This is a genomic window from Roseobacter sp. GAI101, from assembly GCF_000156335.1.
Classification (GTDB): domain Bacteria; phylum Pseudomonadota; class Alphaproteobacteria; order Rhodobacterales; family Rhodobacteraceae; genus Sulfitobacter.
Genome location: NZ_DS999213.1, coordinates 3,682,431 through 3,707,051 on the forward strand (window position 1 = coordinate 3,682,431; position 24,621 = coordinate 3,707,051).

The window sequence follows — 24,621 nt, forward strand, 5'->3', positions numbered from 1 at the left end:
CACGCCCGGTCCCTGTCAAATTACCACAAAATTCCCGCCTGATACCGGCCCGATCGCGATTGACGCCGCGCCGCGCGCGCGTAAGTTGGCGCGCACCGCAGTCCCAGAAAGGCACCGCTTTTTATGTCCAGTCCCTCCAAGTCATCGCATGTCAATCTGTCACACGGGCGGGGGTATCTTGCGATTCCGGGCCCGTCTGTCATGCCGGAAGCCGTTTTGAATGCGATGCACCGTGCGGCCCCTAATATCTATTCGGGCGCGTTGGTCGATATGATGCCGCCCCTGATGCAGGGGTTGCGCGATATTGCCCGCACCCGGCACCATGTGGCGATGTATATTGGCAACGGTCACGCCGCTTGGGAAGCATCGCTGAGCAATGTGATCGCACCCGGTGACAAGGTTCTGGTGCCCGCGACGGGCCGCTTCGGGCATGGCTGGGGCGACACGGCGACCGGATTGGGCGCTGATGTCGAGGTGATGGATTTCGGCAGGCAGTCCGCGATGGACCTGGACCAGATTGCTGACCGGCTCGAGGCCGATACCGCCCACGAGATCAAAGCGGTTCTGGCCGTGCATGTGGATACGTCGACATCCGTGCGCAATGACATCGCCGGGGTGCGCGCGGCGCTGGATGCTGTGGATCATCCGGCCTTGTTGATGGTCGATTGCATCGCCTCCCTCGGGTGTGACCAATTCGAAATGGACCGCTGGGGCGTCGACGTCATGGTCACCGGATGCCAGAAAGGCCTGATGGTGCCGCCCGGTGTCAGCTTCGTGTTTTTCAACGACCGCGCCGCCGAAGTGCGCGCCAAGATGCCACGGGTCAGCCGCTTCTGGGACTGGACCCCGCGCGCCAACCCGCAGGAATTCTACCAATACCATTGCGGCACGGCACCAACGCATCACATCTACGGCCTGCAGGTCGCGGTCGACATGATCCAGACCGAAGGGCTGGAGGCCGTCTGGGCACGCCACGAAATCCTTGCCCGCGCAGTTTGGGCCGCGTGTGACGCGTGGGGTGCCGACGGCAGCCTTGCCATGAACATCGCTGATCCGGAGTTGCGCAGCCACGCGGTGACGGCCCTGCGGCTCGAGGCCCCTCAGGCCACGCAACTGCGCGACTGGGTTCAGGAAAACATCGGGCTGACATTGGGCATCGGGCTTGGGATGGCCGCGCCGGGCAGTGCGGAAAGTCACGGGTTTTTCCGTCTGGGCCATATGGGGCATGTGAACGGACAGATGATCATGGCCATGCTTGGCGGGATGGAGGCAGGGATGTCTGCGCTTGGGATCAAGCGCGGTCCCGGCGCGCTGGACGCAGCCGCCAAGGTGATCGGGGGCAGCTGACCCTAACGCCTGCGCTGTGCGATCCGGTCGATGAACACCTTCACGGCCCAGCCGCACAGCGCCACGGCAAGCATACCCCAGGTGATCCAGATCACGATGAAGATCCACATTATGTTCACGCCGAACATCACGATGCAGGCGTGGGTGAAATCCGGGGCAGGGCGGTCGTTATTATCGCGCATCAGAGGCTCTTGCTTGGGCTCTTGATGTCTAAGTCGCGGACATTAATGCAATGTGAAAACGGGTGCGTTACCCGTTTTGCGCGTCCGCCAGAGCCTTTGGCAGAGCCATCGCAAAGGCGTCCAGGTTCTCTCGGGTGCCGCAACTGACGCGGATGCAACGGTTTTGCGGGGCCGCGAATGGCATGCGCACAAAAATGCCCTGCGCCACCAGCCCGTCCAGCACGGCCTTGGCGAAAACAACATCACGCCCGCAATCGATCGTCACGAAATTCGCCGCCGACGGTAAGGGCGTCAGCCCGTTGTCGCGTGCAATCTGGCCGATCCGGTCACGGGATATGTCTATTTGGGCCTGCACATGGGCCAGCCAATCCGCATCCTGCAAGGCGGCCAGCGCCCCGGCCTGGGCCGCGCGGTTCATGCCGAAGTGATTGCGGACCTTGCCGAAGGCGCTGATCAGATCGGGGGCTGCAATGGCATAGCCCACGCGCGCACCAGCTAGGCCGTGCGCCTTGGAAAACGTGCGCATGCGGATCAGGCGGGGATCATCGGCACCCAGATCGGGGGCAGTCCCTTGGGGGGCGCAATCGATATAGGCCTCGTCCAGCACCAGCAGGCAGCCATCGGGCAAACGCGCCATCGCGGCAACCAAATCCGCGCCACTGTGCCAACTGCCCATCGGGTTGTCGGGGTTGGCAAGATATACCAGCTTTGCGTCCACTTCGGCCGCTTTGGCGAACAAGGCCTGCGGGTCTTCATGATCGCCGCTGTAGGGTACTTTGTGCAGCACGCCGCCAAAGCCGGCGACATGATAATTGAATGTCGGATAAGCCCCGTCCGAGGTTACGACGGCGTCGCCTTGTCCGACCACCAAACGCACAAGATAGCCAAGCAAGCCGTCGATGCCTTCACCGACGACGATATGGTCCGGGGTGGTGCCGTGGTGCACGGCAAGGGCCTCTCGCAGATCAAAGCTTTCCGGATCGCCGTACATCCATTGTTCGGTTGCGGCCATCGCTTGGATCGCGCGCGGCGAAGGACCGAATACGTTTTCGTTCGCGCCCAGCCTTGCGGCAAACGGGCGTGCGGCGGCGCGTTCTTGCGTCTCGGGACCGACGAAGGGCACGGTCGAGGGTAGGGATTGTGCAAGCGGGGTCAGGCGGGCATGTGTCATCTGACTGACGTAGCGCAACGGTTGGGACAAGGGCAAGTATTGAAAGCGCGCTGCGCATGTTTAACCGGCGGCAATGGACGACTGCCGGGCCATCATGACGAAATATACAGGGTCGTGGGGCACCTCTTTGCGGCCTTCGGATAGCTTTGACGGTTCCGACTGTACCGGCAAGGCGCGACTGGCTGCGTATCTCATCCTTGGTCTAAGACACATGCCTTCGGCATGATGCAGCAGGTTGACGGCGGGGTGCCGTAGCGTTTCTCTAGGCAATACCGTGGACGAAGGTCCAGATGGTAAAAACCATTCGGAGGATAAGATGGCCCGCCTGTCAATTACATACGAAAACCACATCGCCCACGTCCGCCTGACACGGGCCGATAAAATGAATGCCGTGGATCAGGAAATGATCGACGCCGTGATCGCGGCAGGCAACGAGGTGGCAGCGTCAAATGCCCGCGTCGTCGTGCTGTCGGGCGAGGGCAGAGCCTTTTGTGCGGGCATCGACATCAGCGCGATGGGAGAGTTGGCCGGCGGAAACCCTGCGGACCGGATGATGCCCCGCACCCATGGCGATGGCACCACGAACCAATGGCAAGAGGTCGCGATGGTCTGGACCCGCGTCGGTGTGCCGGTGATCGCGGCACTGCATGGCAAGGTCTACGGCGCAGGGCTGCAACTCGCCCTTGGGGCCGACATACGTATCGCAGAGCCGGGCACCGAACTGGCCGTGATGGAAATGAAATGGGGCATTGTCCCCGATATGGGCGGGATGGTGCTGCTGCCCAAACTTGTGCGCGGCGATGTCCTGCGATTGCTGACCTATACGGCGAAACCGATTGATGCAGCCCAAGCCGAACGCTGGGGGCTGGTGACACAGCTTGCCGATGATCCGCTTTCCGCAGCGATGGAACTGGCCACCACGATTGCAGGCAAAAGTCCGAGTGCGATAAAGGCTGCCAAGCGCCTTGCAGCCTTCGCCGAAATCTCGGGGGCGGATGACGTGCTGATTGAGGAATCCCGCGAACAGGCCGAACTGCTGGGCCGCCCGCACCAGATGGAAGTCATCGCGGCCGAATTCGGCAAACGTCCCGCCGTTTTCAAGGATTGAAAAAAGTCAGCCCCGCCTACCGAGGTAGACGGGGCCTTCCAAATGGACGATCTTCGCTTCCCAGCTTGGACCGCAGATTCAGGATTACCGATCTTGGTTTCCAAATGGTAAAAAATCCTCGCCGAAGGCAGAAATCTCTTTTGGTGCTCCAGAAGAACTTAATGCCTTCGGCGAGGATGAAATTCCATTTGGAATGGGATGGCGTTCACCCCAACTCAGCCAACCGATCCAGAGCAGCCTGAAGTTGGTCCGCTTCTTCTTGTCGTGCATCCAGATTGCCTTGGGCTTCGGCAACGACTTCGGGCGGGGCGGAGGCGGCGAATTTGGGGTTGTTCAGCCGACCTTTAAGGCCACCGATTTCCTTGCCTAGTTTATCCAATGACTTTTGCAGACGGGCCTTTTCGGCGTCGATGTCGATCAGACCAGCCAGAGGCAGGCCAAATGTCGCGCCCGGTGTTCCGATGGACACCGTGCCCTTTGGGAAATCGTCGATCTTCTCAAGGCTTTCCACGCGGGACAGGCGTTTGATCATCGCCTCGTTGCCATCCCAGGCGGCCTGGGCGGCGGCGTCCATCGCGGTGCAAAGCATCGGCACCTTGAGGCCCGCAGGCACGTGCATTTGCTGGCGGGCCGAGCGGATCGATTCAATCAGACCGATGACCCAGTTCAATTCGCGGTCGGCATCTGTGTCCAGCATGTCAGCCACGCTGTAGGTAGGCCAATCGCCGTGGACCAGCATTTTCGTGCGCGTGCCGGTGGTTTGCCACAGCTCTTCGGTGATGAAGGGCATGATCGGGTGCAGCATCACAAGGCATTGGTCCAGGACCCACTTCAGGGTCTGGCGCGTCTCGGTTGCCTCGGGGGCATCGTCTTGCAGCAGGGGTTTGGACAGTTCCACGTACCAGTCGCAGACCTTGCCCCAGACGAATGCATAAAGCGCGTTGGCCGCATCGTTGAAGCGGTAGTGTTCAAGCGCGGCATCGACCTCTTCGCGCACGCGGGCGGTTTCGCCGATGATCCATTTGTTCAGCGTATGGTCGACCTGCGTGTGGCTGGTATAGGCGACGTTCACCACGTCCGCCTCGAACACGCCGTTCATTTCCGCAAAACGGTGCGCATTCCAGATCTTGGTGCCAAAGTTGCGGTAGCCCGCAATGCGCGCGGTATCAAGTTTGAGTGCGCCGCCCAGCGATGCCATCGCCGCGTTGGTAAAGCGCAGGGCATCGGCCCCGTATTCGTCGATGATTTCAAGTGGATCAATCACGTTGCCCACGGATTTCGACATCTTCTTGCCCTTGGCATCGCGCACGAGGCCATGAAGGTAGACGGTGTTGAAGGGGATCTGTTTGACTACGTCGAGCTGCATCATCATCATGCGCGCAACCCAGAAGAACAGGATATCCTGACCCGTGATCAGGTCCGAAGTGGGGAAGTATTTCTTGAGCTCCGGTGTGTCTTCGGGCCAGCCAAGCGTGCCGATAGGCCAAAGGCCAGACGAAAACCACGTGTCCAGCACGTCGGGGTCGCGCCAAAGCCGGACTGGCTGACCGTGGTCGTCAAACTTCTGGGCGATGGACTGTTCGGGCGATTGCGCCTCTTCGTTGACAAGATAGCCATGTGCGCCGCTGGGCTGGTAATAGTCGACAGCCAGCGCAAGCGCTTCGTCGAGTGTGGGGGCGCAGAAATGGACGGGGTTTTTGATGTCCCATTCGTCGGAAACCGTGCCGTCTTCGTTTTGGGTATGCGTGACGCTTGGCCCGTACCAGACCGGAATCTGGTGACCCCACCACAGCTGGCGCGAGATGCACCAAGGTTCGATATTGTCGAGCCAGTTGTAATACACTTTCTCGCCGCTTTCGGGCATGATCTTGACGTCGCCATTGCGCACGGCGTCCAGCGCGGGACCGACGATCTGATCGGTGTCGACGAACCACTGATCCGTCAGCATCGGTTCGATCACGACCTTTGACCGGTCGCCGAAGGGCTGCATGATTGGTTTGTTTTCGACGAATGGAACAGTTTCGGTCACGTCCGATTTATTGCCGTCTTCGTCCTTCACCGTGCGTGTCACCTCGTGCATCACGGCGAGGCCTTCAGCGGTGATCTCGGCTACAACTTTGTCGCGCGCCTCGAAACGGTCAAGGCCACGGTAGTCTTCGGGGACCAGGTTCATCGCGGCGATCATGGCCTCGTCGAACTCCAGCTCTCCGTTTGCGATTTTCTGGGCCGTTGCAGCTTCTTCGGCATAAGGCCGGCCATCGGCACGCATTGCGGCCTTTGTGTCCATCAGGTTGTACATCGGGATGCCGTTGCGCTTGGCAACCTGATAGTCGTTGAAATCATGCGCGCCGGTGATCTTGACCGCACCCGAGCCGAAATCCTTGTCGGGGTATTCATCGGTGATGATCGGGATCAGGCGGCGGGACTCTTTCGGGCCCACGGGAATTTCGCACAGTTTGCCGATGATTGGTGCATAGCGTTCATCAGAAGGATGCACGGCCACGGCACCATCGCCCAGCATGGTTTCGGGGCGGGTTGTCGCGATCGAGATATAGTCGCGGGTTTCGCGCAGAGTCTCGTTTCCGTCTTCGTCCTTTTCGACATATTCATAGGTGGCCCCCCCCGCGAGCGGGTATTTGAAATGCCACATATGGCCGGGCACTTCGGTGTTTTCGACCTCGAGATCAGAAATCGCGGTTTCAAAGCGCGGGTCCCAGTTGACCAGACGTTTGCCGCGGTAGATCTTGCCCTCGTTGTACATCTGCACAAAGACCTTGATCACGGCGTCATGGAAATTGGGCGAATTCTCGTGACCCACGCGGGTGTCACCGGGGGCACCGGACATGGTAAAGGCGTTGCGCGACCAGTCGCAGGACGACCCCAGCCGTTTCAGCTGGCCCACGATGGTGTCAGCGGTGCTTTCCTTGTAGGCCCATGCATGTTTCAGGAATTCATCGCGCGTCAGGTCGGTGCGTTTGATCCCGCTTTCGGCCAGCTTGTTTTCGACGGCCAGTTGCAGGGCGATCCCTGCGTGGTCCTGTCCGGGCTGCCAGAGCGTGTCAAAGCCGCGCATACGGTGCCAGCGCACCAGAATGTCCTGAAGCGTGTTGTTGAACGCATGGCCGACGTGCAGTGACCCGTTGACGTTGGGGGGCGGGATCATGACGCAATAGGTCTCGTCGCGGCTGGCGTTGGCCCCCGCTTTGAAGGCACCCGAGGCCTCCCATGCGGCATAGAGGCGGGCTTCGGCTTGGGCGGCGTCAAAATTCTTGTCGAGTGCCATGATCAGCGTCCTTCTTTAAACTTGACGATGATCTAGCGGAGCAAGGCGCAAAGGGGAAGTCTGGCGCGCTGAAAACTTGGTGTTACTGCAACGCGGGGTTTTGCGCCGGATTACTGGACATCGCGGGTATGCAGGCTAAGGTCAGCGGAAATACGAGATGAATTTCCAAAGGATGCGTGCAGATGGATAAGTTCGGGAAAAGCCAGCCGGTCAAACGGGTCGAAGATGTGCGGTTCTTGACCGGCGAGGGGCGGTATGTCGACGATATTTCGCCAGATCAGGCGCTGCATGCCTATTTCTTTCGGTCGTCCGTGGCGCATGGTGTGATTGCATCGCTTGACGTGTCCGGCGCGCGCGAGGCCGAGGGCGTACATGCAGTGCTGACCATCGACGACCTCGAGGCGGCTGGCATGGATATTTCCATGGTCAGTACGGTCTTGAAAAACCGCGATGGTAGCGACGGGGCCAAGCCGTTGCGCCCGATGCTGGCCAAGGGCAAGGTGCGTTTTGTCGGGGAACCGGTCGCGGTGGTTATCGCCGATACGCTGGTGCAGGCGCGTGATGCTGCCGAACTTATCGACCTTGAGATTGATGATCTGCCCGCGCATATGGACATGTCCCGCGGCGGCGAGGCACTGCACGACGAGGCACCGGAAAACCTTGCCTACGACTGGGGGCTCGGTGACGAAGACGCGACGCGAAAAGCGTTCGATACGGCGGCCAAGACGGTTTCGCTGGAAGTGGGCGACAACCGGATCATCGTGAATTCGCTAGAGCCGCGCGGCTGCTATGCGGAATGGCAGGATGGCAAGCTGCATGTTTCCAACAACGGGCAGGGGGTCTGGAACCACAAGGACAACCTCAAGCGGGTGTTCGGGCTGGATGACGATCATGTGCGGGTGACCAACCCCGATACCGGTGGCGGTTTCGGCATGAAAGGAATGACCTACCCCGAGTATTTTTCGGTCGCGCAGGCAGCGCGCGCTGTTGGCCGCCCGGTGCGCTGGATGTCCGACCGCACCGAAGCGATGCTGAGCGATAACGGCGGGCGCGATCTGACGTCGCTGGCCGAGCTGGCGTTTGACGAGAACAACAGGATCACCGCCTATCGCGTGTCCACCAAGTGCAACCTTGGTGCTTATAACAGCCAGTTCGGGCAGCCTATCCAGGCGACTTTGTTCAGCCGTGTGTTGATGGGGGTCTATGACGTGCAGACCACGTGGTTGCAGGTCGAAGGTTATTACACCAACACCGTTCAGGTCGATGCCTATCGTGGCGCGGGCCGCCCCGAAGCGATTTACGTGCTTGAGCGCGTCATGGACCGCGCCGCGCGCGAGCTGGGAATTGACCCGTGGGACCTGCGCCGCATCAACTTTATCAAGCCCGAGCAGTTTCCATACATGTCAGCCACGGGCGAGAATTACGACGTCGGTGAATTCGACCGCCTGCTGACGCGCGCGGCCCATGAGGCGGATCGGGCGGGGTTCGAGGCCCGCAAGGCAGCAGATGCCAAGAACGGTCTGCTGCGCGGTCAGGGCCTTTGCTATTATATTGAAAGCATCTTGGGCGATCCGTCCGAGGGGGCCAAGGTCGAGTTTAACGAAGACGGCACCGTGTTCATCTATGTCGGAACCCAGTCGAACGGGCAGGGGCACGAGACGGTTTATGCACAGTTTCTGTCCGACCAGACCGGCATTCCCGCAGAGTTGATCCATGTGATCCAGGGCGACAGTGATCTGATCAAGCAGGGCGGCGGCACCGGCGGGTCGCGTTCCGTCACCACCCAAAGCACCGCGACGCTGGCCACCGTCGCCAAGATGACCGAGGCATTTACCGCGTTTCTGGCCGATGAAATGGGCGTGCCTGCTTCAGAGATCAGCTTTGACGACGAACGGTTCCGCGCGGACGGGTCGAACATGACGCCGACCATGCTGGAGGTCGCCGATCTGGCCCGCGAAAAAGCCGTGACGATCTGCTGGTGCATCATGAACGCGCGACGCTGCCAGGGCGCAGCTATCCCAACGGGGCGCATGTGTCCGAGGTGGTGATCGACCCTGAAACGGGTGTCGTGACGGTTGACCGCTATACGGTCGTGGATGATTTTGGCAATCTGATCAACCCGATGCTGGCTGAAGGTCAGGTCCATGGTGGTGTCGCGCAGGGGATTGGTCAGGCCATTCAGGAGCACGTGGTCTATGATGAGGATGGCCAGCTTTTGACGGCGTCCTTCATGGATTACGCCATGCCCCGCGCGGCGGATGTACCCTTTATCACGTTCAATTCCGAACCTGTGCCATCCACGGCGAACCTGATGGGCATGAAAGGCTGCGGCGAGGCGGGAACCGTCGGTGCTTTGGCGGCGATTTCCAATGCGGTACAAGATGCGCTGTGGGATCAGGGGGTGCGTCAGGCGGATATGCCTTTCACGCCGCACAAGGTTTGGCAATTGTTGAACGCCCAGGCGATGGCCGCGGAATAGCGGCCGTCGTGGTCCGGGGGGGGCGTTGGAGAGGGCGCTGCCCCCACCCTTGCGGGCCCCCCGGGATATTTAAGAGCCAGAGAAGTTGAAGGGCTATTTGACGATCTGCATGATGATGCAAGTCGTTGAGCCGGTTGCGTAGAGCTTGCCATCTTCGACGCCGCGGATTTCGCCATGGGCGATACCTGTCGAGCGGCCCACGTGGTCGATTGTACCGATGCATTCGATCTGCATGCCCAACGGGATGCTGCGCAGGATGTTGATCTTGTATTCAAGCGTTGTGTAGATCGAACCGCGGGGCACTTTGGTTTGCACGGCACAGGCCATCGCGGAATCGAGCAGCGTGCCGTACCAGCCGCCGTGGACCGTGCCCAAGGGGTTTGTCACGTTGAATTCCGGTGCGCCGCGAAAGACGGCGCGGCCTTCGGAGACATCATGGATGACATAACCCATTGTCTGGCCGATGGGTGGCCCAGGGTTTGTGCCATCAAAGATTTTCTGCATGAATTCGAGGCCCGATAGCTTTAGCGCTTCGGCTTGGGGCAGCAGGTCTTGGGGGCCTCGGGCGACACGTGGCATAAAAAAATCTCCGGCAGTTGCGTGCCGGAGAAGCTTGTTGAATTGTGCCCCCAAGGGCAAGCGGTGATCGGTTTTACGCCACGTCCGCGAGGGACGTTTGTGCCGTGACGCCAAGGGCCCGGCAAACACTGCGGGTCATCTCGGGGCGGTTGAGCGTGTAGAAATGCAGGTTCTCGACACCCTCATCCACCAGTTTGCTGCACATTTCGGTGCACAGGGCAGTGGACAGAAGATCATGGCGGTCATCGCGGATCGCCGTTTCAAAGGCGTCATCCAGCCAAGTCGGAACCGAGGTGCCACAGCGCGATGCAAAGCCACGCGCGGATTTCCAGTTGGTGATCGGCATGATGCCCGGCGTGATGGTCTTGGTGATGCCAGCCGCCGCGCAATCATCGCGGAACCGCAGGAATGTATCTGCGTCAAAGAAAAACTGTGTGATCGCCTCGTCCGCGCCAGCGTCGAACTTGCGCTTGAGCCATTCGATATTTTGCGCCTGATCTGCGCTTTCGGGATGCGGTTCGGGGTAGGCCCCGATGCGCAGGGTGAATTTGCCGGTGGCGGCCAGCGCCTCGATCAGCTCGACGCTGTCGGCAAAGCCGTCGGGGTGCGGGGTGAAAACCTTGGCACCGTTTTCCGGATCACCGCGCAGGGCGACAATATCGGTCACGCCGATTTCGGCAAAACTGTTGGCGACGTCCATGGTTTCGGCCTTGCTGGCACCGACGCAGGTCAGGTGCGCCGCCACGGGCAGACCGGATGTGCGGCGCAGAACATGGGCCGAATCATGCGTCAGATCGCGGGTCGAACCGCCAGCGCCGTAGGTGACCGAGAAAAACCGCGGTGCCAGAGGGGCCAGCGCCTGCGCCGTGTCCCACAGACGGAAAGACGCGTCGACGGATTTTGGCGGGAACACTTCGAAGGATACGGCGGGCGATGTCATTTTTAAGGTCCTATTCTTGCTTTCATCTCTTGTCGCATGAATTGAGTTGTGAAACAAACTCATAACTCTCATCTTCAACATGAGGAACGCCTCATATGCATATTGAGTTCCGCCACCTGCGCACCATTCAGGCGATTCACGAAGCCGGTGGTTTGGCGCGTGCTGCCGAACAGATGAACATTACCCAATCGGCTCTCTCGCATCAGGTAAAGGGCCTTGAAGATCAGGCGGGGGTCGAGCTGTTCGTGCGACGCTCCAAGCCGTTGAAGCTGTCGCCTGCAGGATTGCGGTTGTTGAAACTGGCGCAGCAGGTGTTGCCGCAGCTCGAGGCCGCGCAGGCCGAATTCATGGGGCTGCGCGCCGGCAGTACCGGACGCATGCACATCGCGATTGAATGCCACGCCTGTTTTGAGTGGCTGTTTCCGGTGCTGGAGCAGTTTCGCAAGTCATGGCCGGACGTAGACGTGGATATTCGCCCCGGTCTGGCCTTTGATGCGTTGCCTGCGTTGCTGCGCGAGGAGGTGGATCTGGTGGTGTCGTCCGACCCCGAGGACTTGCCCGGTGTCGAATTTGTCGAGCTGTTTGATTATCAGGCCGTGTTCGTCGCTGCGAGCAATCACCCCCTGGCCAAGAAGGATTTTATCGAGGCCAAGGATTTCCGGACCGAAACGTTGATCACCTATCCGGTAGAACGGTCGCGGCTGGATGTGTTCAGCCAGCTGTTGATTCCGGCCAAGGTCGAGCCGCTGGCGATCCGGCAGGTCGAATTGACGGCCGTGATCTTGCTGCTGGTGGCATCCAACCGCGGGGTGGCGGTGTTGCCCGACTGGGTGGTGCGCGAAGTCAAATACAGCAATGATTACGTGACGCGGCCGCTGACCGAAAACGGCATCACGCGCAGGCTGTATGCAGCGGTCCGGCAGGATGATCTGGGCAAGCCGTATATGGACCAGTTGCTGAAGCTGGCGGGACAAGAGGCGCGCAAGCTTCAGCAGAGTTGATGGGGGCGGGAAGGGTCCCGCCCTGTAGCGTCAGCCGACCTTGACGATGGCCTTGCCGGTGTTGCCACCGGTAAGCAGGTCCATGAAAGCCTGCGGGGCGTTTTCAAGCCCTTCGGTGATGTCTTCCTGGACGGCGACGGAGCCATCGGCCACTTTTGGTGCGACTTCCTTGAGGAAGGTCGGGAAGTTACCCCAGTGGTTCGAGATGATGAAACCGTTCACGCTGAGGAAGTTCACCAGGATCGTGCGCCACAGTTTGGGGGCGGTCAGCGCCTGTTCGGCTGCGTTCGCACCCAGACCACCGGCATTGTACCATGCGATCATGCCGCAGATCGGGATGCGGCCATGGGGGTTCATCAGGGGAATCACCGCCTCGAGCACCTTGCCACCGACGTTTTCGAAATAGATGTCGATGCCTTTGGGGCAGGCTTCCTTCAACGCGGCGCTCAGGGATTTGGCGTCGGAATAGGCGCGGTGGTCAATGCATTCGTCAAAGCCGAAGTGGTCCTTGGCGGTCGCGCATTTTTCGGCACCGCCCGCGATGCCGACCACGCGCAAGCCGAGGGATTTGGCGATCTGCCCGACCATGGATCCGACCGGACCGGTGGCGGCGGCCACGACCAGCGTTTCACCTGATTTGGGGCGGCCATATTCCATCAGGCCTTGCCAGCCGGTAAAGCCGGGCATGCCCAGGACACCCAGCGATGTGGTGATCGGGGCCTGTGCAGGGTCGACCTTGCGCAACATCTTGGCAGGCTGCACGCCGTGGGTGGCCCAGCCAAACATGCCGAACGCGAAATCGCCCGGTTTGAAGTCGGGGCTGTTGGACGCGATGACCTCTCCGACCGATCCGCCTTCCATCGTGCCGCCGACGGGCACGGGGGCGGCGTAGGATTTCGCGTCATCCATGCGGCCGCGCATATAGGGGTCGAGCGACATGTAATGGACACGCACCAGTACTTCGCCGTCGCCAGGTGTTGGCACGGGTGCTTCTTCAAGGCGGAAATTATCGGCTGTGGGCGCGCCGTCCGGGCGCGATGCCAGAACGATGTGTTTCATTGTGTCGGTCATGTGGGGTTCCTCCGTTTATTTGTGATTTGTTGCTGTCACCGTATCTGGATCGCGGCCACACGCAAGGCGGGCCGGCTTCACACGTTGCGTCAGGTACGGGCAGCCCCTTGGCAATCTGGGTTTGTGCGCTTAAAGGGAGGGCTGATCCAATGAGAGGCCCGGAAAATGGTTGGCAGTGCAAATCTAAATATCATGATCAAGGCCGCACGGCGCGCAGGTCGCGGGCTGGTCAAGGATTTCCGTGAAGTCGAGAACCTTCAGGTATCCATGAAGGGCGCTGGCGACTTTGTCAGCCGTGCCGATCTTCAGGCGGAAAAGATCATCAAGGAAGAATTGATGGGCGCGCGCCCCACCTATGGCTGGTTAGCCGAGGAAGGCGGCGGCGAAGAGGGGCAGGACCCCACACGCCGTTGGATTGTTGATCCGCTGGACGGGACGACGAACTTTTTGCACGGTCTGCCGCATTGGGCGATTTCGATTGCTTTGGAACACAAGGGCCAGATCGTTGCCGGTGTGGTGTTTGACCCCGCCAAGGACGAAATGTTCTTTGCGGAAAAAGGTTCGGGTGCCTGGATGAACGACATGCGTTTGCGTGTGTCTGGGCGTCACCGGATGATCGAATCGATTTTCGCCACAGGTTTGCCTTTTGCCGGTCGGGCGGATTTGCCCGATACGCTGCGCGATCTGGGCCGCATTCTGCCGGTCTGTGCGGGTGTGCGTCGCTGGGGTGCCGCTGCGCTTGATCTGGCCTATGTGGCGGCAGGACGGTACGATGGCTATTGGGAACGCCGGTTGAATGCGTGGGATCTGGCGGCGGGATTGCTGATCGTGCGCGAAGCAGGCGGCATGGTAGAAGCGATGAACCCCGAAGGCGACATCTTGCAGGACGGCGAAATCATCTGCGCCAACGAGGCGCTGTTTTCCGGCTTTGCAAAGATCGCGCGCGGTTGATCTGAAAAACCCCGCGACGATGCTGAAATAAAAACGGCCTGTCCTTTGGGGCAGGCCGTTGTCGTTTTGGGTCAGGGGTGGCGCAGCCTTGGCTGCATCCTAAAAATGGGAGGACCGGAAACTGATCCTCCCGGCCGGGTCACTTTACAGCAGGCCCAGCAGCTTATGTGCCGCCTCTTCCGAGGACGCAGGGTTCTGACCTGTCACCAGCTTGCCGTCGATCACTACGAAAGACGCCCAATCGTCGCCCTTCTGGTAGTCGCCACCGTTGGCCTTCAGCATGTCTTCTACCAGGAACGGCACAACATCCGTGAGGCCCACGGCTTCTTCTTCGGTGTTGGTGAAACCGGTAACCGTCTTGCCGGAAACGATGGATTTGCCGTCGCTACCTTTGGGGTGTTTGAACACGGCAGGCGCGTGGCACACTGCCCCGACGGGACGGTCGCTGGCCATGAAGGTTTCGATCAGCGCCTTGCTGTCTGCGTCCTCTGCCAGGTCCCACAGGGGGCCGTGGCCGCCGGGGTAAAAGATCGCGTCATACCCGTCGGCTGAAATGTTGGAGAGGACAGCCGTGTTGGCCAGTTCCTTTTGGGCCGCGTCGTCAGATTTGAACCGTTTCGTGGCATCGGTCTGCGCATCCTCTGCATCGCTTGTCGGATCCAGCGGTGGCTGGCCGCCTTTAGGCGAGGCCAAGGTGATATCCGCACCTGCATCCTTGAACACATAGTAAGGTGCCGCGAATTCTTCGAGCCAGAAGCCGGTCTTGTTGCCGGTGTCGCCCAGTTTGTCGTGTGACGTCAAAACCATAAGTATTTTCATGTCGAAGCATCCTTTTGTCATTTGCAATGAACCGTTTGGCCTGCCGGCATCTGCACGGCACGCTTCACGTTCTGACAACCCAACGAACGCGGCTGGCCGCTGTTCCATGTCTTTGGTCGATTTAGCAAGAAATCTGGCGTTTCCTTGCGTCACCCTGCTGCTGAAACGCGTTGCAGACCCCGAACAGGTCGGGGCTACCTGTCAGACTCGTGGTTGATGCCGTCGGTGTAGGGCAGGGGTTCCATCGTCCAGGGTTCGGCCCCGTCGATACAGCCCAGATTGATGCCGCATTGGGTCGGGTCCGCACGGCGCTGGTGATGTGTGTAGATGCCGCAGGTCTTGCAGAAATAGTGCTTCGCCACGCCCGTGCCCCATGTGTAAAGCGTCAGGTTGTCTGCGCCTTGGATCACGTTGACCGAACTGGCGATGGCGGTGACTGCGGCCGCGCCGCGCCTGCGGCAAAAACTGCAGGTGCAGCGCCGGGCGGACGTCAGGCCTGAGGGCAATGTCGCCTCAAGCACAACGGCACCGCAGTGGCAGCTTGCCCGGTGGGTTTCGGGGGGTTGCTTCATTTGCGCCTTACCTTCGGGATGCGGCTGCGCACCATCGGATAGTCTGCATCCGGGTGGGGCGGGTGACCTTCGGTGCGGCTCCAGAACCTTGGGCCGCCCAGGCGCAACCAAAGCGGGACCGTCAGCGCCAGCCCGACAAAGAACCCGCCCGCATGCGCCCAATAGGCCACGCCGCCGACATCGGGGTCTGCACCGACTCCGCCGATGAATTGCATGCCCAGCCACAAGGCCAGCATGATCCAGGCCGGAATCGGAATAATCTTGAAGAAAAAGATGAAGATGATCAGGATATCGACCTTGGCCTTGGGATACAGCAGCAGGTACCCCCCCATGACGCCGGCAATCGCACCGGATGCGCCGACCATGGGCACGGGGGAATAGGGCGCTGAAAAAACATGCGCACCCGCAGACAGCAGCCCGCAGGCAAGGTAGAAGACCAGATAGCCGACATGCCCCATCTCGTCTTCGATATTGTCGCCGAAGATGTATAAAAACAGCATGTTGCCCGCCAGATGCATCCAGCCACCGTGCAGGAACATCGACGTGAAGATGCCCGTATAGCCTTGGCCGTCAGTCACGAGGGCAGGGATCAAAGCCCAATCGAAAAAGAAGCTGTTGATCGCGCGTTCATTCCCCATCATCCCGACATAGCTGAGGAAAACGGCGATATTCACGGCCATCAGCAGGTAGGTCACATAGGGCGTGCGCCCCGACGGGTTATGGTCGCGAATGGGAAACATGTCCGTGACCCTTAGCCATCCGTTCGGTAGGGTCAATAGGACCTGATCGCGTGGCGTCGTGCAGATGAGAGGAACCATGGTGAAGATCACTTGCCTGCATACGGCGCAGGTCCACGTGGACCGCTTTGACGGTTTGTTTGCGGCCCAGGGCTGGGACGGTGCGCTGGATCATATCGTGCGGCCCGATCTGCTGGCCCGCGCGCAAGCAGACGGGATCGAAGCCGTCGCCGAGGACCTGCACACGCTGCTGGAAGGAGCCGAGGGGGTAGATGCGGTGCTGTGCACCTGTTCGACCTTGGGGCCGCTGGTTGACCGGTTCGATCGCCCGACTGTGCTGCGGATCGACAGGCCGGCGATGACTGCGGCGGCGGCCTATCCAGACGTTCTGATCGCGGTTTGTCTGGAAAGCACCCGCAGTGCCAGCCTGGCGCTGTTTGAAGACTGCGCCAAAGGGACCGCCGCGCAGGCCCAAGTGGTGATCTGCCCCGCAGCATGGCCCCATTTCGAGGCAGGCGATATGAACGCGTTTTACCGCCAGATCGCACAATCGGTGGGGCAGGCGGTGATTGCGGCCCCGCAGACTGCTTGCATCGTGCTGGCGCAGGCGTCGATGCAGGGGGCTGCGATGTTGCTGTCGGACATGGGCGTGCCCGTCTTGGCAACGCCGGTCTTGGCGGTGCGGCAGGCAATCAGGATCGCCCGCCAAGCGCCTGCCTAACCTGCGGCGTCATGCCTTTGGGCACGCGAACCTGTTGTCCGGGCCCATGCAGATAAAACTGGCATATCCGGCAGGTTGCGGCGATAACATCTGACGGTATCTGTGTGGCTGGATAAATGATCCTTTTCTTGGGTGTTTCACATGACAAATGACGATGTGAAGATGGACCGCTTTGATGCGACGATTCTATCGGTTCTGGCCGAGGACGGGCGGATCAGCATTACCGATCTGGCCAAACGGATCGGTCTGTCTAAATCACCGACCCAGGCGCGGCTGCGACGTCTGGAAGACGCGGGGGTCATCCTTGGCTATCGTGCCTTGCTGAATCCGGTCCGGTTGGGTCTGGATCACGTGGCATTCGTCGAAGTCCGCCTGAACGACACACGCGAACCGGCCTTGAAGGCATTCAACGAAGCTGTGACCAAGGTGCCGGAAATCGAACAGGCCCATATGATTGCTGGAAATTTCGACTATCTGCTCAAGGTGCGCACTCGCGACATGGACGGTTACCGCAGGTTTCTTGGCGAAACGATCACGACGCTGCCCTTCGTGTCGAACACCTCGACCTATATGGTGATGGAAGCGGTCAAGGAAATCATGCTCGCAGATATCACCTGACTGGATCACCATTTTATCCAAAGCCGCTCTTTGGACCCGTCCAGAAAGACATCTGGCCATTTACACCGCCGCCGGTCCGGGTATTGTGCGCCTCGATGCGGGCGTGATGGAATGGTAGACATACCAGACTTAAAATCTGTTGGGCCTTGTGCCCGTGTGGGTTCGAGTCCCACCGCCCGCACCATTAAAACACATAAAATTTATTAAAATCAATATCTTGATCGGTTTGAATGAAATTCAATCCCCCTTTCAGACCCCCTTCTCTTCGTCGGCGATAGCATTCGCGATTGTCGTTGGCTGTCCTCAAGAATTTGATAGATTGCAGCGTAGGAGTTGCAATGAAAACAATTGAACACGTCACTGGCTACCTAGATAGCTTATCTCTATCGGTTAAGACGCTGCGCCTAGTCGCCTTGGTTGTTGGTGTGGGAATGAGTGCTGTCGGGTACTATTTTCGAGGTTCTGAGCATCCAATTCTTTCGGAAAACGCAGACACTATTTGGCTGGTCGGTCTGTCTATGTTGCTTTTGGCAAACCTTGTTTTGGTGTTTGTAGATAAGCAATCGGTTGAGCTTCTGAAAAGTCTTCATGCTAAAGAAACCGAGGTCGAAGCAACCGAGCAGACCGTCAGTGAGTTGTCTCATGACAACACAACACTGACTGCTTGGTTGGCTCTCACGAAGCTTCTGTCTGAGCTGACAGATCAAGCAATGGCCGCTGATACAGTCGATAGAGAAACCACTATCCGACTTTATAAAGCCGCTGTTGAGTTTATCGCGGAATACAAAGGGCGGCTTTTTGGTTTCAACGATGACTACGCCAATATCGCTATCTACGAGTTCGATCAATCGCGTGGGGAACTGGTTTGTGTAGCTTGCTATCGTACAAGACCCTCGGACGCCGAGGTTGAACATCGTTCTTGGAAGCCAGGTGAAGGTCACGTGGGGAAAGCTTATGAGCTTCAGACGGAACTGGTATGCTCTGACGCACGCGTCCCAGACGTCTCGGCGTGGATTTCAGCTCCGCCAGAGAAGTTTCGTGAAGAAGACACAAATCGTTATGTATCTCTGGCAGCAATACCTATCGCGCTTGAGGCTGAGAGGCCTCTCGGTGTTGTGATAATGACGAGTAGTGAGCCCTATAGGTTTGTTAACTTTCAACAAGTAGACGACGACCCACTAATGCAACGCGCTAAATATTCTGTTGCTGCACTACAAGATATTGCTGCCCAGATCGCGCAACTTATGTTTATACTAAGATCAAAGAGAAATAATCAGGAGGGTGAGACGGATGACAAGTAAAACGGTTAAAGTTGATGGTGTCTACAAGTCTACTGAAATTGGCAGCTTGAACCGGAATATCGAGCGAAGTATTTCAGGTGTGTTTCACGGGAAAGTTGGTTCCACAAGCAAGGCGATAGCTTACGCTAAAAAACGCGAGCTACTTCTGACATCGCGCGCACTGAACAAAAAAATTCCAGCCTAGAAGTGATTAGTTTGCCCAGCTCGTTGTCTGGCGACAATGATTTGGCTTTTAATTTTAATGTTCTGCGCGTTTGAGTACTAGCGTTGCCCGAAAAACATCTCACGTTCCTCCGCGCTGAGGAGGTGCGCAAATTTGCTGAGAAATAGTTGGTCTGCTTTGCTTTCGCACCACTCAATCTCAAACCGCTTTCTTTGATACGTCCGTTGCCACATGCCCTTGGGCTTGGGTGCTATCCAGTGCGCAGTTCCGGGTTCGCCGCCCAGCGCGGTACGCAGTTTGTTTGCTCGCCGCAACATGCGGTCATAGCGCGGCTCTGACTGGCTGGAATAGGCGACGTTGTAGCAATGGCGGCAAAGAAAGTATCGGCCCCCGGCGAACACCTTGCCGACGCGCCGGGTGCAATGGCGACGGCGCACAATACCGTTGCAGCGGAAATAGGGGCGGGTGCCGCCATAGTGGCAGTCTGCGTAGGTCAGGGGGATTGATTGCGTAATGGTTTCCCAATCGCCGCCATAGACGCGCACCTTGTAGTCCAGGACGAAATGGCGCTCGGTCGTATGATAGCCGACGCGTCCGGTTTCCGTACCATCCCTTGACCATATCCAATGTCCCCGCCTGCCGGGTCTTAGACAGCCTTCACGGTGCAGACGGTTCACGTCCAGCGACTTGATATGCTCTGCCTTCTGTTTGTAGCCCGTCCGTCCAGATCCATAGCCGCCCATGCGGTGCCTCCTGATATTTTACGAAATCATAAGCCGAGTTCATGTGCTATCGGTGCGATGAAATCGGATTGCCCAAATTGTGGATGCGCGTTTTGTGCAGCTTGGTCCGGTCCTGAAAGCATATGGTGCAGACAGTTGCTTGCCCCCCGCCTTTCCGTTCGGCCTATGGCTAGATGTATATATGTCCCGCTTTGGGTGACGCCGAGAATGGTTATTCTAGCCCTAGCGTCACATATTCAGGGCATGACCACGCCCGGCGCTGAACGATGCACAAGATTTGTGACAAGGTATGCACGGTATTTATGCGGGGTTTCTCCATTTCTTGAACGCGACCGATGCCTTGCGACCGTCCATTGTCGCGGTCTCTGCCAATGCCCATGTCGATGCGCGGCCAACGCCGGATGGGCCAAGATGCGGTGCGCGGGTCAGATGGATGAAACCGCGTTCCTCTAGCATCTTGAACCACGGCCCCACTGTGTTGCGATGGACGTGCAGGGCAATCGCCGCGTCACGATGGCTTAGGAATATCTCGCCATTGTTCGCGCCGTTGTAGCGGCGTTTGAGTTCGATGTAGAGGGCGCGGGGTCCAGGGGGCAGGGTGGCCCAGGCCTCCGTTGCCAGCACCCATTCGGGAAGCTGGACGAAACGTCCAGCCCCCCTTTTCTTGTGCTTGTAGGGTTTGCCGACCATTAACGCTTGCCTACTCTAAGGCAGGCCAGCCAGACGCGCACGGCGGTCAGTTGGGATGTGCAGCCCCCTATGGATATCCAAGCGGCCTCTGCGGCCCCCTCTGCCCCCTTTCGGGCCATGATGTGCCACTTGCCATTGTGACGGGTTAGGCGTGGGTGCAGGTCAGTCATGTTTGCCCCCATAGTGCAGCGCCGCGACAAGTCGGGCTTGGGTGATGGTGAGGCCATAGCGCTGGCATAAGCGGCGAATGAGTGTGGGAGTCATTGCGTTACCCCCAGATCTGCCAACGCGCGGGCGGATGGGGGAAAGCGCAGTTTGCTACGGTCGATGCCTGCTTTCAGGGAATAGTAAGCCACGTTTTGCGGCCCGCGATATTCTGCATGGATAGGCCAGCCATAGTGATGGCGCAGGCGGTGGATGATTGCGCCAAGACGCCAGCCGCGCACCTCTCTTATTTCGGTGCGGTGGCTGATTGTGCGTTTGTCCAACAGGGCTTTGCAGGTCCAGAACACCTGAGACTCGCTGGAATAGAAACGGTCGTGTGACATTGGGAAATCCTTACGGTTGATGCCGCAAGGCGCTGGGCGTAGAGTGCAGACATTCCTACCACGGAAAACGCTACATCCGCCGCCCATGCGCATTGCATGGCGGGGGATGTGGTTATTCAGCATTTGCTTGAAGGGTGGCGTCGATATCGGCTTCGTTCCAGTAAAGGCGGGAGCCAATTTTCATTGGTTTGGGTAGTCGGCCTAGATGTACGTCACGGTAGATCGTGGTGCGGCCACGTCCGCCAAGTTTGTCTTGAAGTTGTGAGAAGGAAAGGTAGTGCATCGGGGTACTCCGTTGGTTGCAGTACCTCCTTGGAGCATCGAACAGATGCCGGTGCCATTGTGAAAGAAATAGGCCGGAAAAATCACAAGCTCTTTTGGGTTAGCTTAGCTTGACGATAGGTGTCGCGGGCCGTGTGTTCATTTGAGCCGCCACGAAGAATTTCTGAACACTCTCTCCAAGTCGCGCCTTGATGACGCGCGTCTAGCGTGCGGATGTACTGTTCCCACTTACTAGGCTGAGGGCGTGTAATGTGCTTCGTCCGCCAGTAGCGTCTAGATTTCATGTATTCTTCGATACCCTCCAGCTGTGGTTTGATCGGTTGGTTTGGATCAAAAACCACTGCAAATTGCGATGGCTCCAAGACGTCGATTGGGTCCAGCTTCTGGTTCCAAAGCCTGTCCATAGTGAGTCCATTCAACAGCCTTTGCTCTAGTGTGGACGGCGCTTTCGGACCAAATTGCAATGCCAGAATGTTGGTTTCAATTCCTTGAAGGGGATTGCGAAGAATCCCGTATCCAAACCGAGCGGCCTTTGATGGGGTGAGATGAAACTTGGCGCTTTCAAACTCTGGCAAAGTCATTGCCATTGCAGGGATAGGCTCATCGGGATGGCGACTATGAAAATCTTTCATTGCCAAACTATTAAACTCCAGACGAAACTCGCTCGAACGGCGTTTGAATTCCCAGCGCCATTGCTCTGGCGTCCATTCTTTGCACTCTGCATAGGCTTCTGCACTCTGCCAGTTGGGGCAACCAACGGCTAAAAATTCATCAAACTGCACTTGCAAACGGAACCGCCTTTTTTTCAGTTTGATGCACATGCATTGCCCACCGCTCCATCAAAACCCGTCTTTGCTCCAGAAAATCCGTGCGCTTGTACGCTTGTACCGTCTTAGACCCGACCATATGGCTTATGCACATTTCGGCCACGTCATGAGGTGCGTTTGTCGCCTCTGCTAGCCACACGCGCAAAGATGTGCGGAACCCGTGGGGGCGCTCTTTCATGCCGCGCCGATCCATCAGGGCGGTCATGGTCATGTCAGAGATAACGCCACGCTTGACGCCGGGAAACAGCAAGCCATCACGGGCGAATTTGCGGGCCTCTGCGATGACGTGTTGCGCCTCTGCTGATAAGGGGATGCGAAAGTCTTTGGTGGCGTCCTTGCGGCCTTTCATGCCCTCTGCGGGAATGGTCCACACGTCACCGTCGATCTGATCCACATGGATATTGCGCAGCGGCCCGGACCGTGTTCCCGTCAGGATAAGCAAACGCAAGGCCAGTTCTGTGATGCTGCCCCCAAGCGACTGATAGAACGCTGGTACGTCCTGCCACGCCAGAGAAGGCACGTTTGTCACCGTGTGGCGTTGTTTGCCTAGCAGCGCCTTGGCTTTTTCGGTTGCTTGCAGATCCACCTCTAGGCCCAGCGCCGCCGCGTGGCGCAAGACGATGCTAAGACGGCTCATAGCCTTGTCAGCGGTCGCGGCTTTGGTGTGCCAGATTGGGGCCAAGGTGTCGCGGATATCCTTCTGGTCGATATCAGCCACAGGCACTTGGCCCAGCTTGGGCAAGATGTGCAATTCAAGAGGCGAAAACCAACGGCCTGCCTTGCCGTCACCTTTAAGTTCAGCCTTGCGGCTTTCAAACGCGTCCAGCGCGATATCAGTCAGCTGGTGGATATTTCGCGCCGCCTCACGTCGCTGGCGTTCGCGTTCCTTGATCGGGTCCAGACCTTGCCGCACCAACGCGCGCCATTGCTCTGCGGAGGCGCGCGCCTCTTTCAATGAAACATCGGGATATGCCCCAAGGCCCATTTCGCGGCGTCTGCCGTGCGGTGTGACGCGCAGCACCCATTGCGCGCCGCCATCGGCCCGCTTGACCAACCAAAGCCCGCCGCCGTCAGCATGTTTGCCAGCGGGTGCGTTCTTGATGGTCGATGCACTTAGTCGATTTGTTGCGCGGCTCATTTTTGATCCACCTCTCAATCCCCCTCAACATATGGTATGCTGTGGGGTGTTGTGAAGTACCATCAAACAGCTAAATCAATAAATACGCCTATTTTATTGGATGTGCGGCGTTCCGTGGTGCATCAAGATATAGGACTTGGATGCCCACCGCCCGCACCAGTATTTCAAAAGATAATATTAGATATCACGGCTTTGTTCTTTGAATTGAGATTTAGGTCACTACGGAATGAATTTGCATCCCTGCGATAGCCAGGCACCAACAGCACCGTCGAAACGCACGAATGTCAGCAATCGTTTGATTTCAGTTGCCGCGTTCAGCTTCGTCTGGAGTGTCGCAGAACAACGCAAGCTTGTTTCCGTGAGGATCGCGAAGATAGCCAACGTAGAAATGAGAGCCGTATGAAGCACGAAAGCCCGGCTGACCTTCGTCGGCTCCACCAGCAGCAAGGGCTGCCGCGTGAAGTTCGCGAACTTGTGCTTGACTGCTTGCCTCAAATGCCAACATGCAACCGTTACCAGCCGATGAAGGACCGCCGTCGAAATGGCGTTTTACATAGAAATCGGGCGAGGTCGATTTTTGACCTGGTTGTGCCGGTGGGATGTAACTCAAGTCGCCATTGTATTCTTCGAGGGCATAGCCGAGGGTGTGCAAAAAGGCAGAGTAGAACCGTTCTGCGCTTACCATGTCGTCCGCACCGACCGTGACATAGGCAATCATCCGACGTCTCCTCTATAAGGACTTTGAACCTCGGTTCGAGAATAGCTCCTGTTCGAACCATTGTCATCGACTGCCAATGCTGACCTTAGTGCACGCCCGGCGAAACGACGCTCCGGCCTGCACACCGGACCTTGGTCCATGCTGCGGATAGTGTCAGCTTTCCACTCTTTGATATCAGAGGCACACGAACGGCCCTTGGGACTCCTTCATCTAGGAACCCGCTATGCCGCGCAGATTGGCCGAAGCAGTCGGTGGCACACCACATCTGAAGAAGTCGAGCACCGTTGAGAAACTCAAACTGTTCATCCGTTTCCGAGGTATGTTTGGCAACGATCAGTTTATGGGTCTCATAATCGTGACGGCCCATGTCGGAAACAGAAAGCTCAACTTTATGAATGATGGCTTTTTGCGCCATGATCTGCCCTGCTTTCGAAGACTGGGATGCCTAATGCGTCTTGCGGCGTTGTGAATTCAGATCGTAGTGAATGCAGATAATGGACGGCACCTGACTATTTCGGTGGCAAATAAGTGATGCCACGTTGATTAAGCTACCGACGCAGTACAGTCGGCCTGTATAAACCGGGCGTTCATATCGGCGCGCCTGAACGGGCAAGCCGGACCAGCAGGCATGG

General features: G+C 58.3%; 23 protein-coding genes, 1 tRNA gene and 2 pseudogenes. 9 read left to right on the forward strand and 17 right to left on the reverse strand.

Annotated features, from left to right (window positions below; translation table 11 throughout):
* Positions 1–123 precede the first annotated feature (123 nt).
* A complete protein-coding gene (locus RGAI101_RS17440; protein ID WP_037228668.1) occupies positions 124–1,347 on the forward strand; it encodes a pyridoxal-phosphate-dependent aminotransferase family protein in 1,224 nt (407 codons plus the stop codon).
* Positions 1,348–1,349: 2 nt separating this feature from the next.
* On the opposite strand, the gene RGAI101_RS17445 is transcribed toward RGAI101_RS17440, so the two are convergent.
* A complete protein-coding gene (locus tag RGAI101_RS17445) occupies positions 1,350–1,529 on the reverse strand; it encodes a hypothetical protein (protein WP_008225156.1) in 180 nt (59 codons plus the stop codon).
* A 67-nt stretch (positions 1,530–1,596) separates the two neighbouring features.
* A complete protein-coding gene (locus RGAI101_RS17450) occupies positions 1,597–2,700 on the reverse strand; it encodes a pyridoxal phosphate-dependent aminotransferase (RefSeq protein WP_037229793.1) in 1,104 nt (367 codons plus the stop codon).
* Between the two features lie 316 nt (positions 2,701–3,016).
* On the opposite strand from RGAI101_RS17450, the gene RGAI101_RS17455 reads away from it, so the two are divergent.
* On the forward strand, positions 3,017–3,808 hold the full coding sequence (locus RGAI101_RS17455; RefSeq protein ID WP_008226477.1) for a crotonase/enoyl-CoA hydratase family protein: 792 nt from the start codon (positions 3,017–3,019) through the stop codon (positions 3,806–3,808).
* Positions 3,809–4,013: 205 nt separating this feature from the next.
* On the opposite strand, the gene RGAI101_RS17460 is transcribed toward RGAI101_RS17455, so the two are convergent.
* Positions 4,014–7,091 (reverse strand): valine--tRNA ligase, encoded by a 3,078-nt coding sequence (locus tag RGAI101_RS17460; protein ID WP_008226945.1) that lies wholly within the window; start codon positions 7,089–7,091, stop codon positions 4,014–4,016.
* A 182-nt stretch (positions 7,092–7,273) separates the two neighbouring features.
* Here RGAI101_RS17460 and RGAI101_RS17465 point away from each other — a divergent pair.
* A pseudogene (locus RGAI101_RS17465) lies at positions 7,274–9,570 on the forward strand (xanthine dehydrogenase family protein molybdopterin-binding subunit).
* Positions 9,571–9,663: 93 nt separating this feature from the next.
* Here RGAI101_RS17465 and RGAI101_RS17470 read toward each other — a convergent pair.
* Positions 9,664–10,149, reverse strand: a complete 486-nt coding sequence (locus RGAI101_RS17470) for a PaaI family thioesterase (protein WP_008226463.1) — start codon at positions 10,147–10,149, stop codon at positions 9,664–9,666.
* Positions 10,150–10,222: 73 nt separating this feature from the next.
* A complete protein-coding gene (metF, locus tag RGAI101_RS17475) occupies positions 10,223–11,089 on the reverse strand; it encodes a methylenetetrahydrofolate reductase [NAD(P)H] (protein ID WP_008229403.1) in 867 nt (288 codons plus the stop codon).
* 95 nt (positions 11,090–11,184) lie between these two features.
* Here metF and RGAI101_RS17480 point away from each other — a divergent pair, with 95 nt between their 5' ends.
* The gene (locus tag RGAI101_RS17480) at positions 11,185–12,090 is read left to right on the forward strand and encodes a LysR family transcriptional regulator (protein ID WP_008228150.1); all 906 of its coding nucleotides are present in this window, start codon (positions 11,185–11,187) and stop codon (positions 12,088–12,090) included.
* Between the two features lie 30 nt (positions 12,091–12,120).
* On the opposite strand, the gene RGAI101_RS17485 is transcribed toward RGAI101_RS17480, so the two are convergent.
* A complete protein-coding gene (locus RGAI101_RS17485) occupies positions 12,121–13,161 on the reverse strand; it encodes an NADP-dependent oxidoreductase (protein WP_008226022.1) in 1,041 nt (346 codons plus the stop codon).
* 165 nt (positions 13,162–13,326) lie between these two features.
* Here RGAI101_RS17485 and RGAI101_RS17490 point away from each other — a divergent pair, with 165 nt between their 5' ends.
* On the forward strand, positions 13,327–14,112 hold the full coding sequence (locus tag RGAI101_RS17490; protein ID WP_008226943.1) for an inositol monophosphatase family protein: 786 nt from the start codon (positions 13,327–13,329) through the stop codon (positions 14,110–14,112).
* Between the two features lie 144 nt (positions 14,113–14,256).
* Here RGAI101_RS17490 and RGAI101_RS17495 read toward each other — a convergent pair whose 3' ends face one another.
* The 3 genes from RGAI101_RS17495 to RGAI101_RS17505 form a co-directional block, all read right to left on the reverse strand.
* Complete coding sequence (locus RGAI101_RS17495) at positions 14,257–14,931, reverse strand: type 1 glutamine amidotransferase domain-containing protein (protein WP_008228676.1); 675 nt, start codon at positions 14,929–14,931, stop codon at positions 14,257–14,259.
* Between the two features lie 194 nt (positions 14,932–15,125).
* Positions 15,126–15,503, reverse strand: coding sequence for a GFA family protein (locus RGAI101_RS17500; protein ID WP_008225882.1), 378 nt, complete (start codon positions 15,501–15,503; stop codon positions 15,126–15,128).
* Positions 15,500–16,243 (reverse strand): rhomboid family intramembrane serine protease, encoded by a 744-nt coding sequence (locus RGAI101_RS17505; protein WP_008226892.1) that lies wholly within the window; start codon positions 16,241–16,243, stop codon positions 15,500–15,502. Before RGAI101_RS17505 ends, RGAI101_RS17500 begins: the two co-directional genes overlap by 4 nt.
* Positions 16,244–16,319: 76 nt before the next feature.
* Between RGAI101_RS17505 and RGAI101_RS17510 the strand changes: the two genes are divergently transcribed.
* From RGAI101_RS17510 to RGAI101_RS17525, 4 genes are all read left to right on the forward strand, one after another.
* Positions 16,320–16,961: a hypothetical protein gene (locus tag RGAI101_RS17510; RefSeq protein WP_008226338.1), complete on the forward strand. Its 642-nt coding sequence runs from the start codon at positions 16,320–16,322 to the stop codon at positions 16,959–16,961.
* Positions 16,962–17,102: 141 nt separating this feature from the next.
* The gene (locus RGAI101_RS17515) at positions 17,103–17,579 is read left to right on the forward strand and encodes an Lrp/AsnC family transcriptional regulator (RefSeq protein ID WP_037228670.1); all 477 of its coding nucleotides are present in this window, start codon (positions 17,103–17,105) and stop codon (positions 17,577–17,579) included.
* 97 nt (positions 17,580–17,676) lie between these two features.
* Positions 17,677–17,763: transfer RNA gene (locus RGAI101_RS17520), tRNA-Leu, on the forward strand.
* Positions 17,764–17,917: 154 nt separating this feature from the next.
* The gene (locus RGAI101_RS17525) at positions 17,918–18,880 is read left to right on the forward strand and encodes a GAF domain-containing protein (RefSeq protein ID WP_008228668.1); all 963 of its coding nucleotides are present in this window, start codon (positions 17,918–17,920) and stop codon (positions 18,878–18,880) included.
* Between the two features lie 261 nt (positions 18,881–19,141).
* Here the strand turns inward: RGAI101_RS17525 and RGAI101_RS17530 are convergent, their stop codons facing one another.
* The 8 genes and pseudogenes from RGAI101_RS17530 to RGAI101_RS21665 form a co-directional block, all read right to left on the reverse strand.
* Entirely contained in the window at positions 19,142–19,786 is a 645-nt protein-coding gene (locus tag RGAI101_RS17530; RefSeq protein ID WP_008227652.1) for a hypothetical protein, read from the reverse strand.
* A gap of 300 nt (positions 19,787–20,086) precedes the next feature.
* Complete coding sequence (locus RGAI101_RS17535) at positions 20,087–20,476, reverse strand: hypothetical protein (protein ID WP_008226320.1); 390 nt, start codon at positions 20,474–20,476, stop codon at positions 20,087–20,089.
* 260 nt (positions 20,477–20,736) lie between these two features.
* Complete coding sequence (locus tag RGAI101_RS17540) at positions 20,737–21,024, reverse strand: hypothetical protein (protein ID WP_008228421.1); 288 nt, start codon at positions 21,022–21,024, stop codon at positions 20,737–20,739.
* Between the two features lie 112 nt (positions 21,025–21,136).
* Positions 21,137–21,307, reverse strand: a complete 171-nt coding sequence (locus tag RGAI101_RS21660; protein WP_083792065.1) for a helix-turn-helix transcriptional regulator — start codon at positions 21,305–21,307, stop codon at positions 21,137–21,139.
* A gap of 82 nt (positions 21,308–21,389) precedes the next feature.
* A complete protein-coding gene (locus RGAI101_RS17545) occupies positions 21,390–22,127 on the reverse strand; it encodes a hypothetical protein (protein ID WP_157044692.1) in 738 nt (245 codons plus the stop codon).
* Positions 22,078–23,271 (reverse strand): tyrosine-type recombinase/integrase, encoded by a 1,194-nt coding sequence (locus tag RGAI101_RS17550; RefSeq protein WP_008225429.1) that lies wholly within the window; start codon positions 23,269–23,271, stop codon positions 22,078–22,080. Before RGAI101_RS17550 ends, RGAI101_RS17545 begins: the two co-directional genes overlap by 50 nt.
* 301 nt (positions 23,272–23,572) lie before the next feature.
* Complete coding sequence (locus RGAI101_RS17555; protein WP_008225958.1) at positions 23,573–23,989, reverse strand: VOC family protein; 417 nt, start codon at positions 23,987–23,989, stop codon at positions 23,573–23,575.
* A gap of 298 nt (positions 23,990–24,287) precedes the next feature.
* Positions 24,288–24,404: pseudogene (locus RGAI101_RS21665) on the reverse strand (YaeQ family protein); the annotation flags it as partial.
* Between the last annotated feature and the right edge of the window lie 217 nt (positions 24,405–24,621).

Coding starts and splice junctions, on each gene's coding strand:
- RGAI101_RS17555 (WP_008225958.1), bottom strand. CDS start 23,989: ATGATTGCCTATGTCACGGTCGGTGCGGACGACATGGTAAGCGCAGAA.
- RGAI101_RS17505 (WP_008226892.1), bottom strand. CDS start 16,243: ATGTTTCCCATTCGCGACCATAACCCGTCGGGGCGCACGCCCTATGTG.
- RGAI101_RS17525 (WP_008228668.1), top strand. CDS start 17,918: ATGAAAACAATTGAACACGTCACTGGCTACCTAGATAGCTTATCTCTA.
- RGAI101_RS17545 (WP_157044692.1), bottom strand. CDS start 22,127: ATGTGCATCAAACTGAAAAAAAGGCGGTTCCGTTTGCAAGTGCAGTTT.
- RGAI101_RS17550 (WP_008225429.1), bottom strand. CDS start 23,271: ATGAGCCGCGCAACAAATCGACTAAGTGCATCGACCATCAAGAACGCA.
- RGAI101_RS17535 (WP_008226320.1), bottom strand. CDS start 20,476: ATGGTCGGCAAACCCTACAAGCACAAGAAAAGGGGGGCTGGACGTTTC.
- RGAI101_RS17500 (WP_008225882.1), bottom strand. CDS start 15,503: ATGAAGCAACCCCCCGAAACCCACCGGGCAAGCTGCCACTGCGGTGCC.
- RGAI101_RS17540 (WP_008228421.1), bottom strand. CDS start 21,024: ATGTCACACGACCGTTTCTATTCCAGCGAGTCTCAGGTGTTCTGGACC.
- RGAI101_RS17480 (WP_008228150.1), top strand. CDS start 11,185: ATGCATATTGAGTTCCGCCACCTGCGCACCATTCAGGCGATTCACGAA.
- RGAI101_RS17445 (WP_008225156.1), bottom strand. CDS start 1,529: ATGCGCGATAATAACGACCGCCCTGCCCCGGATTTCACCCACGCCTGC.
- RGAI101_RS17455 (WP_008226477.1), top strand. CDS start 3,017: ATGGCCCGCCTGTCAATTACATACGAAAACCACATCGCCCACGTCCGC.
- RGAI101_RS17495 (WP_008228676.1), bottom strand. CDS start 14,931: ATGAAAATACTTATGGTTTTGACGTCACACGACAAACTGGGCGACACC.
- RGAI101_RS21660 (WP_083792065.1), bottom strand. CDS start 21,307: ATGCACTACCTTTCCTTCTCACAACTTCAAGACAAACTTGGCGGACGT.
- RGAI101_RS17485 (WP_008226022.1), bottom strand. CDS start 13,161: ATGACCGACACAATGAAACACATCGTTCTGGCATCGCGCCCGGACGGC.
- RGAI101_RS17470 (WP_008226463.1), bottom strand. CDS start 10,149: ATGCCACGTGTCGCCCGAGGCCCCCAAGACCTGCTGCCCCAAGCCGAA.
- RGAI101_RS17515 (WP_037228670.1), top strand. CDS start 17,103: ATGACAAATGACGATGTGAAGATGGACCGCTTTGATGCGACGATTCTA.
- RGAI101_RS17460 (WP_008226945.1), bottom strand. CDS start 7,091: ATGGCACTCGACAAGAATTTTGACGCCGCCCAAGCCGAAGCCCGCCTC.
- RGAI101_RS17530 (WP_008227652.1), bottom strand. CDS start 19,786: ATGGGCGGCTATGGATCTGGACGGACGGGCTACAAACAGAAGGCAGAG.
- metF (WP_008229403.1), bottom strand. CDS start 11,089: ATGACATCGCCCGCCGTATCCTTCGAAGTGTTCCCGCCAAAATCCGTC.
- RGAI101_RS17440 (WP_037228668.1), top strand. CDS start 124: ATGTCCAGTCCCTCCAAGTCATCGCATGTCAATCTGTCACACGGGCGG.
- RGAI101_RS17450 (WP_037229793.1), bottom strand. CDS start 2,700: ATGACACATGCCCGCCTGACCCCGCTTGCACAATCCCTACCCTCGACC.
- RGAI101_RS17510 (WP_008226338.1), top strand. CDS start 16,320: ATGGTGAAGATCACTTGCCTGCATACGGCGCAGGTCCACGTGGACCGC.
- RGAI101_RS17490 (WP_008226943.1), top strand. CDS start 13,327: ATGGTTGGCAGTGCAAATCTAAATATCATGATCAAGGCCGCACGGCGC.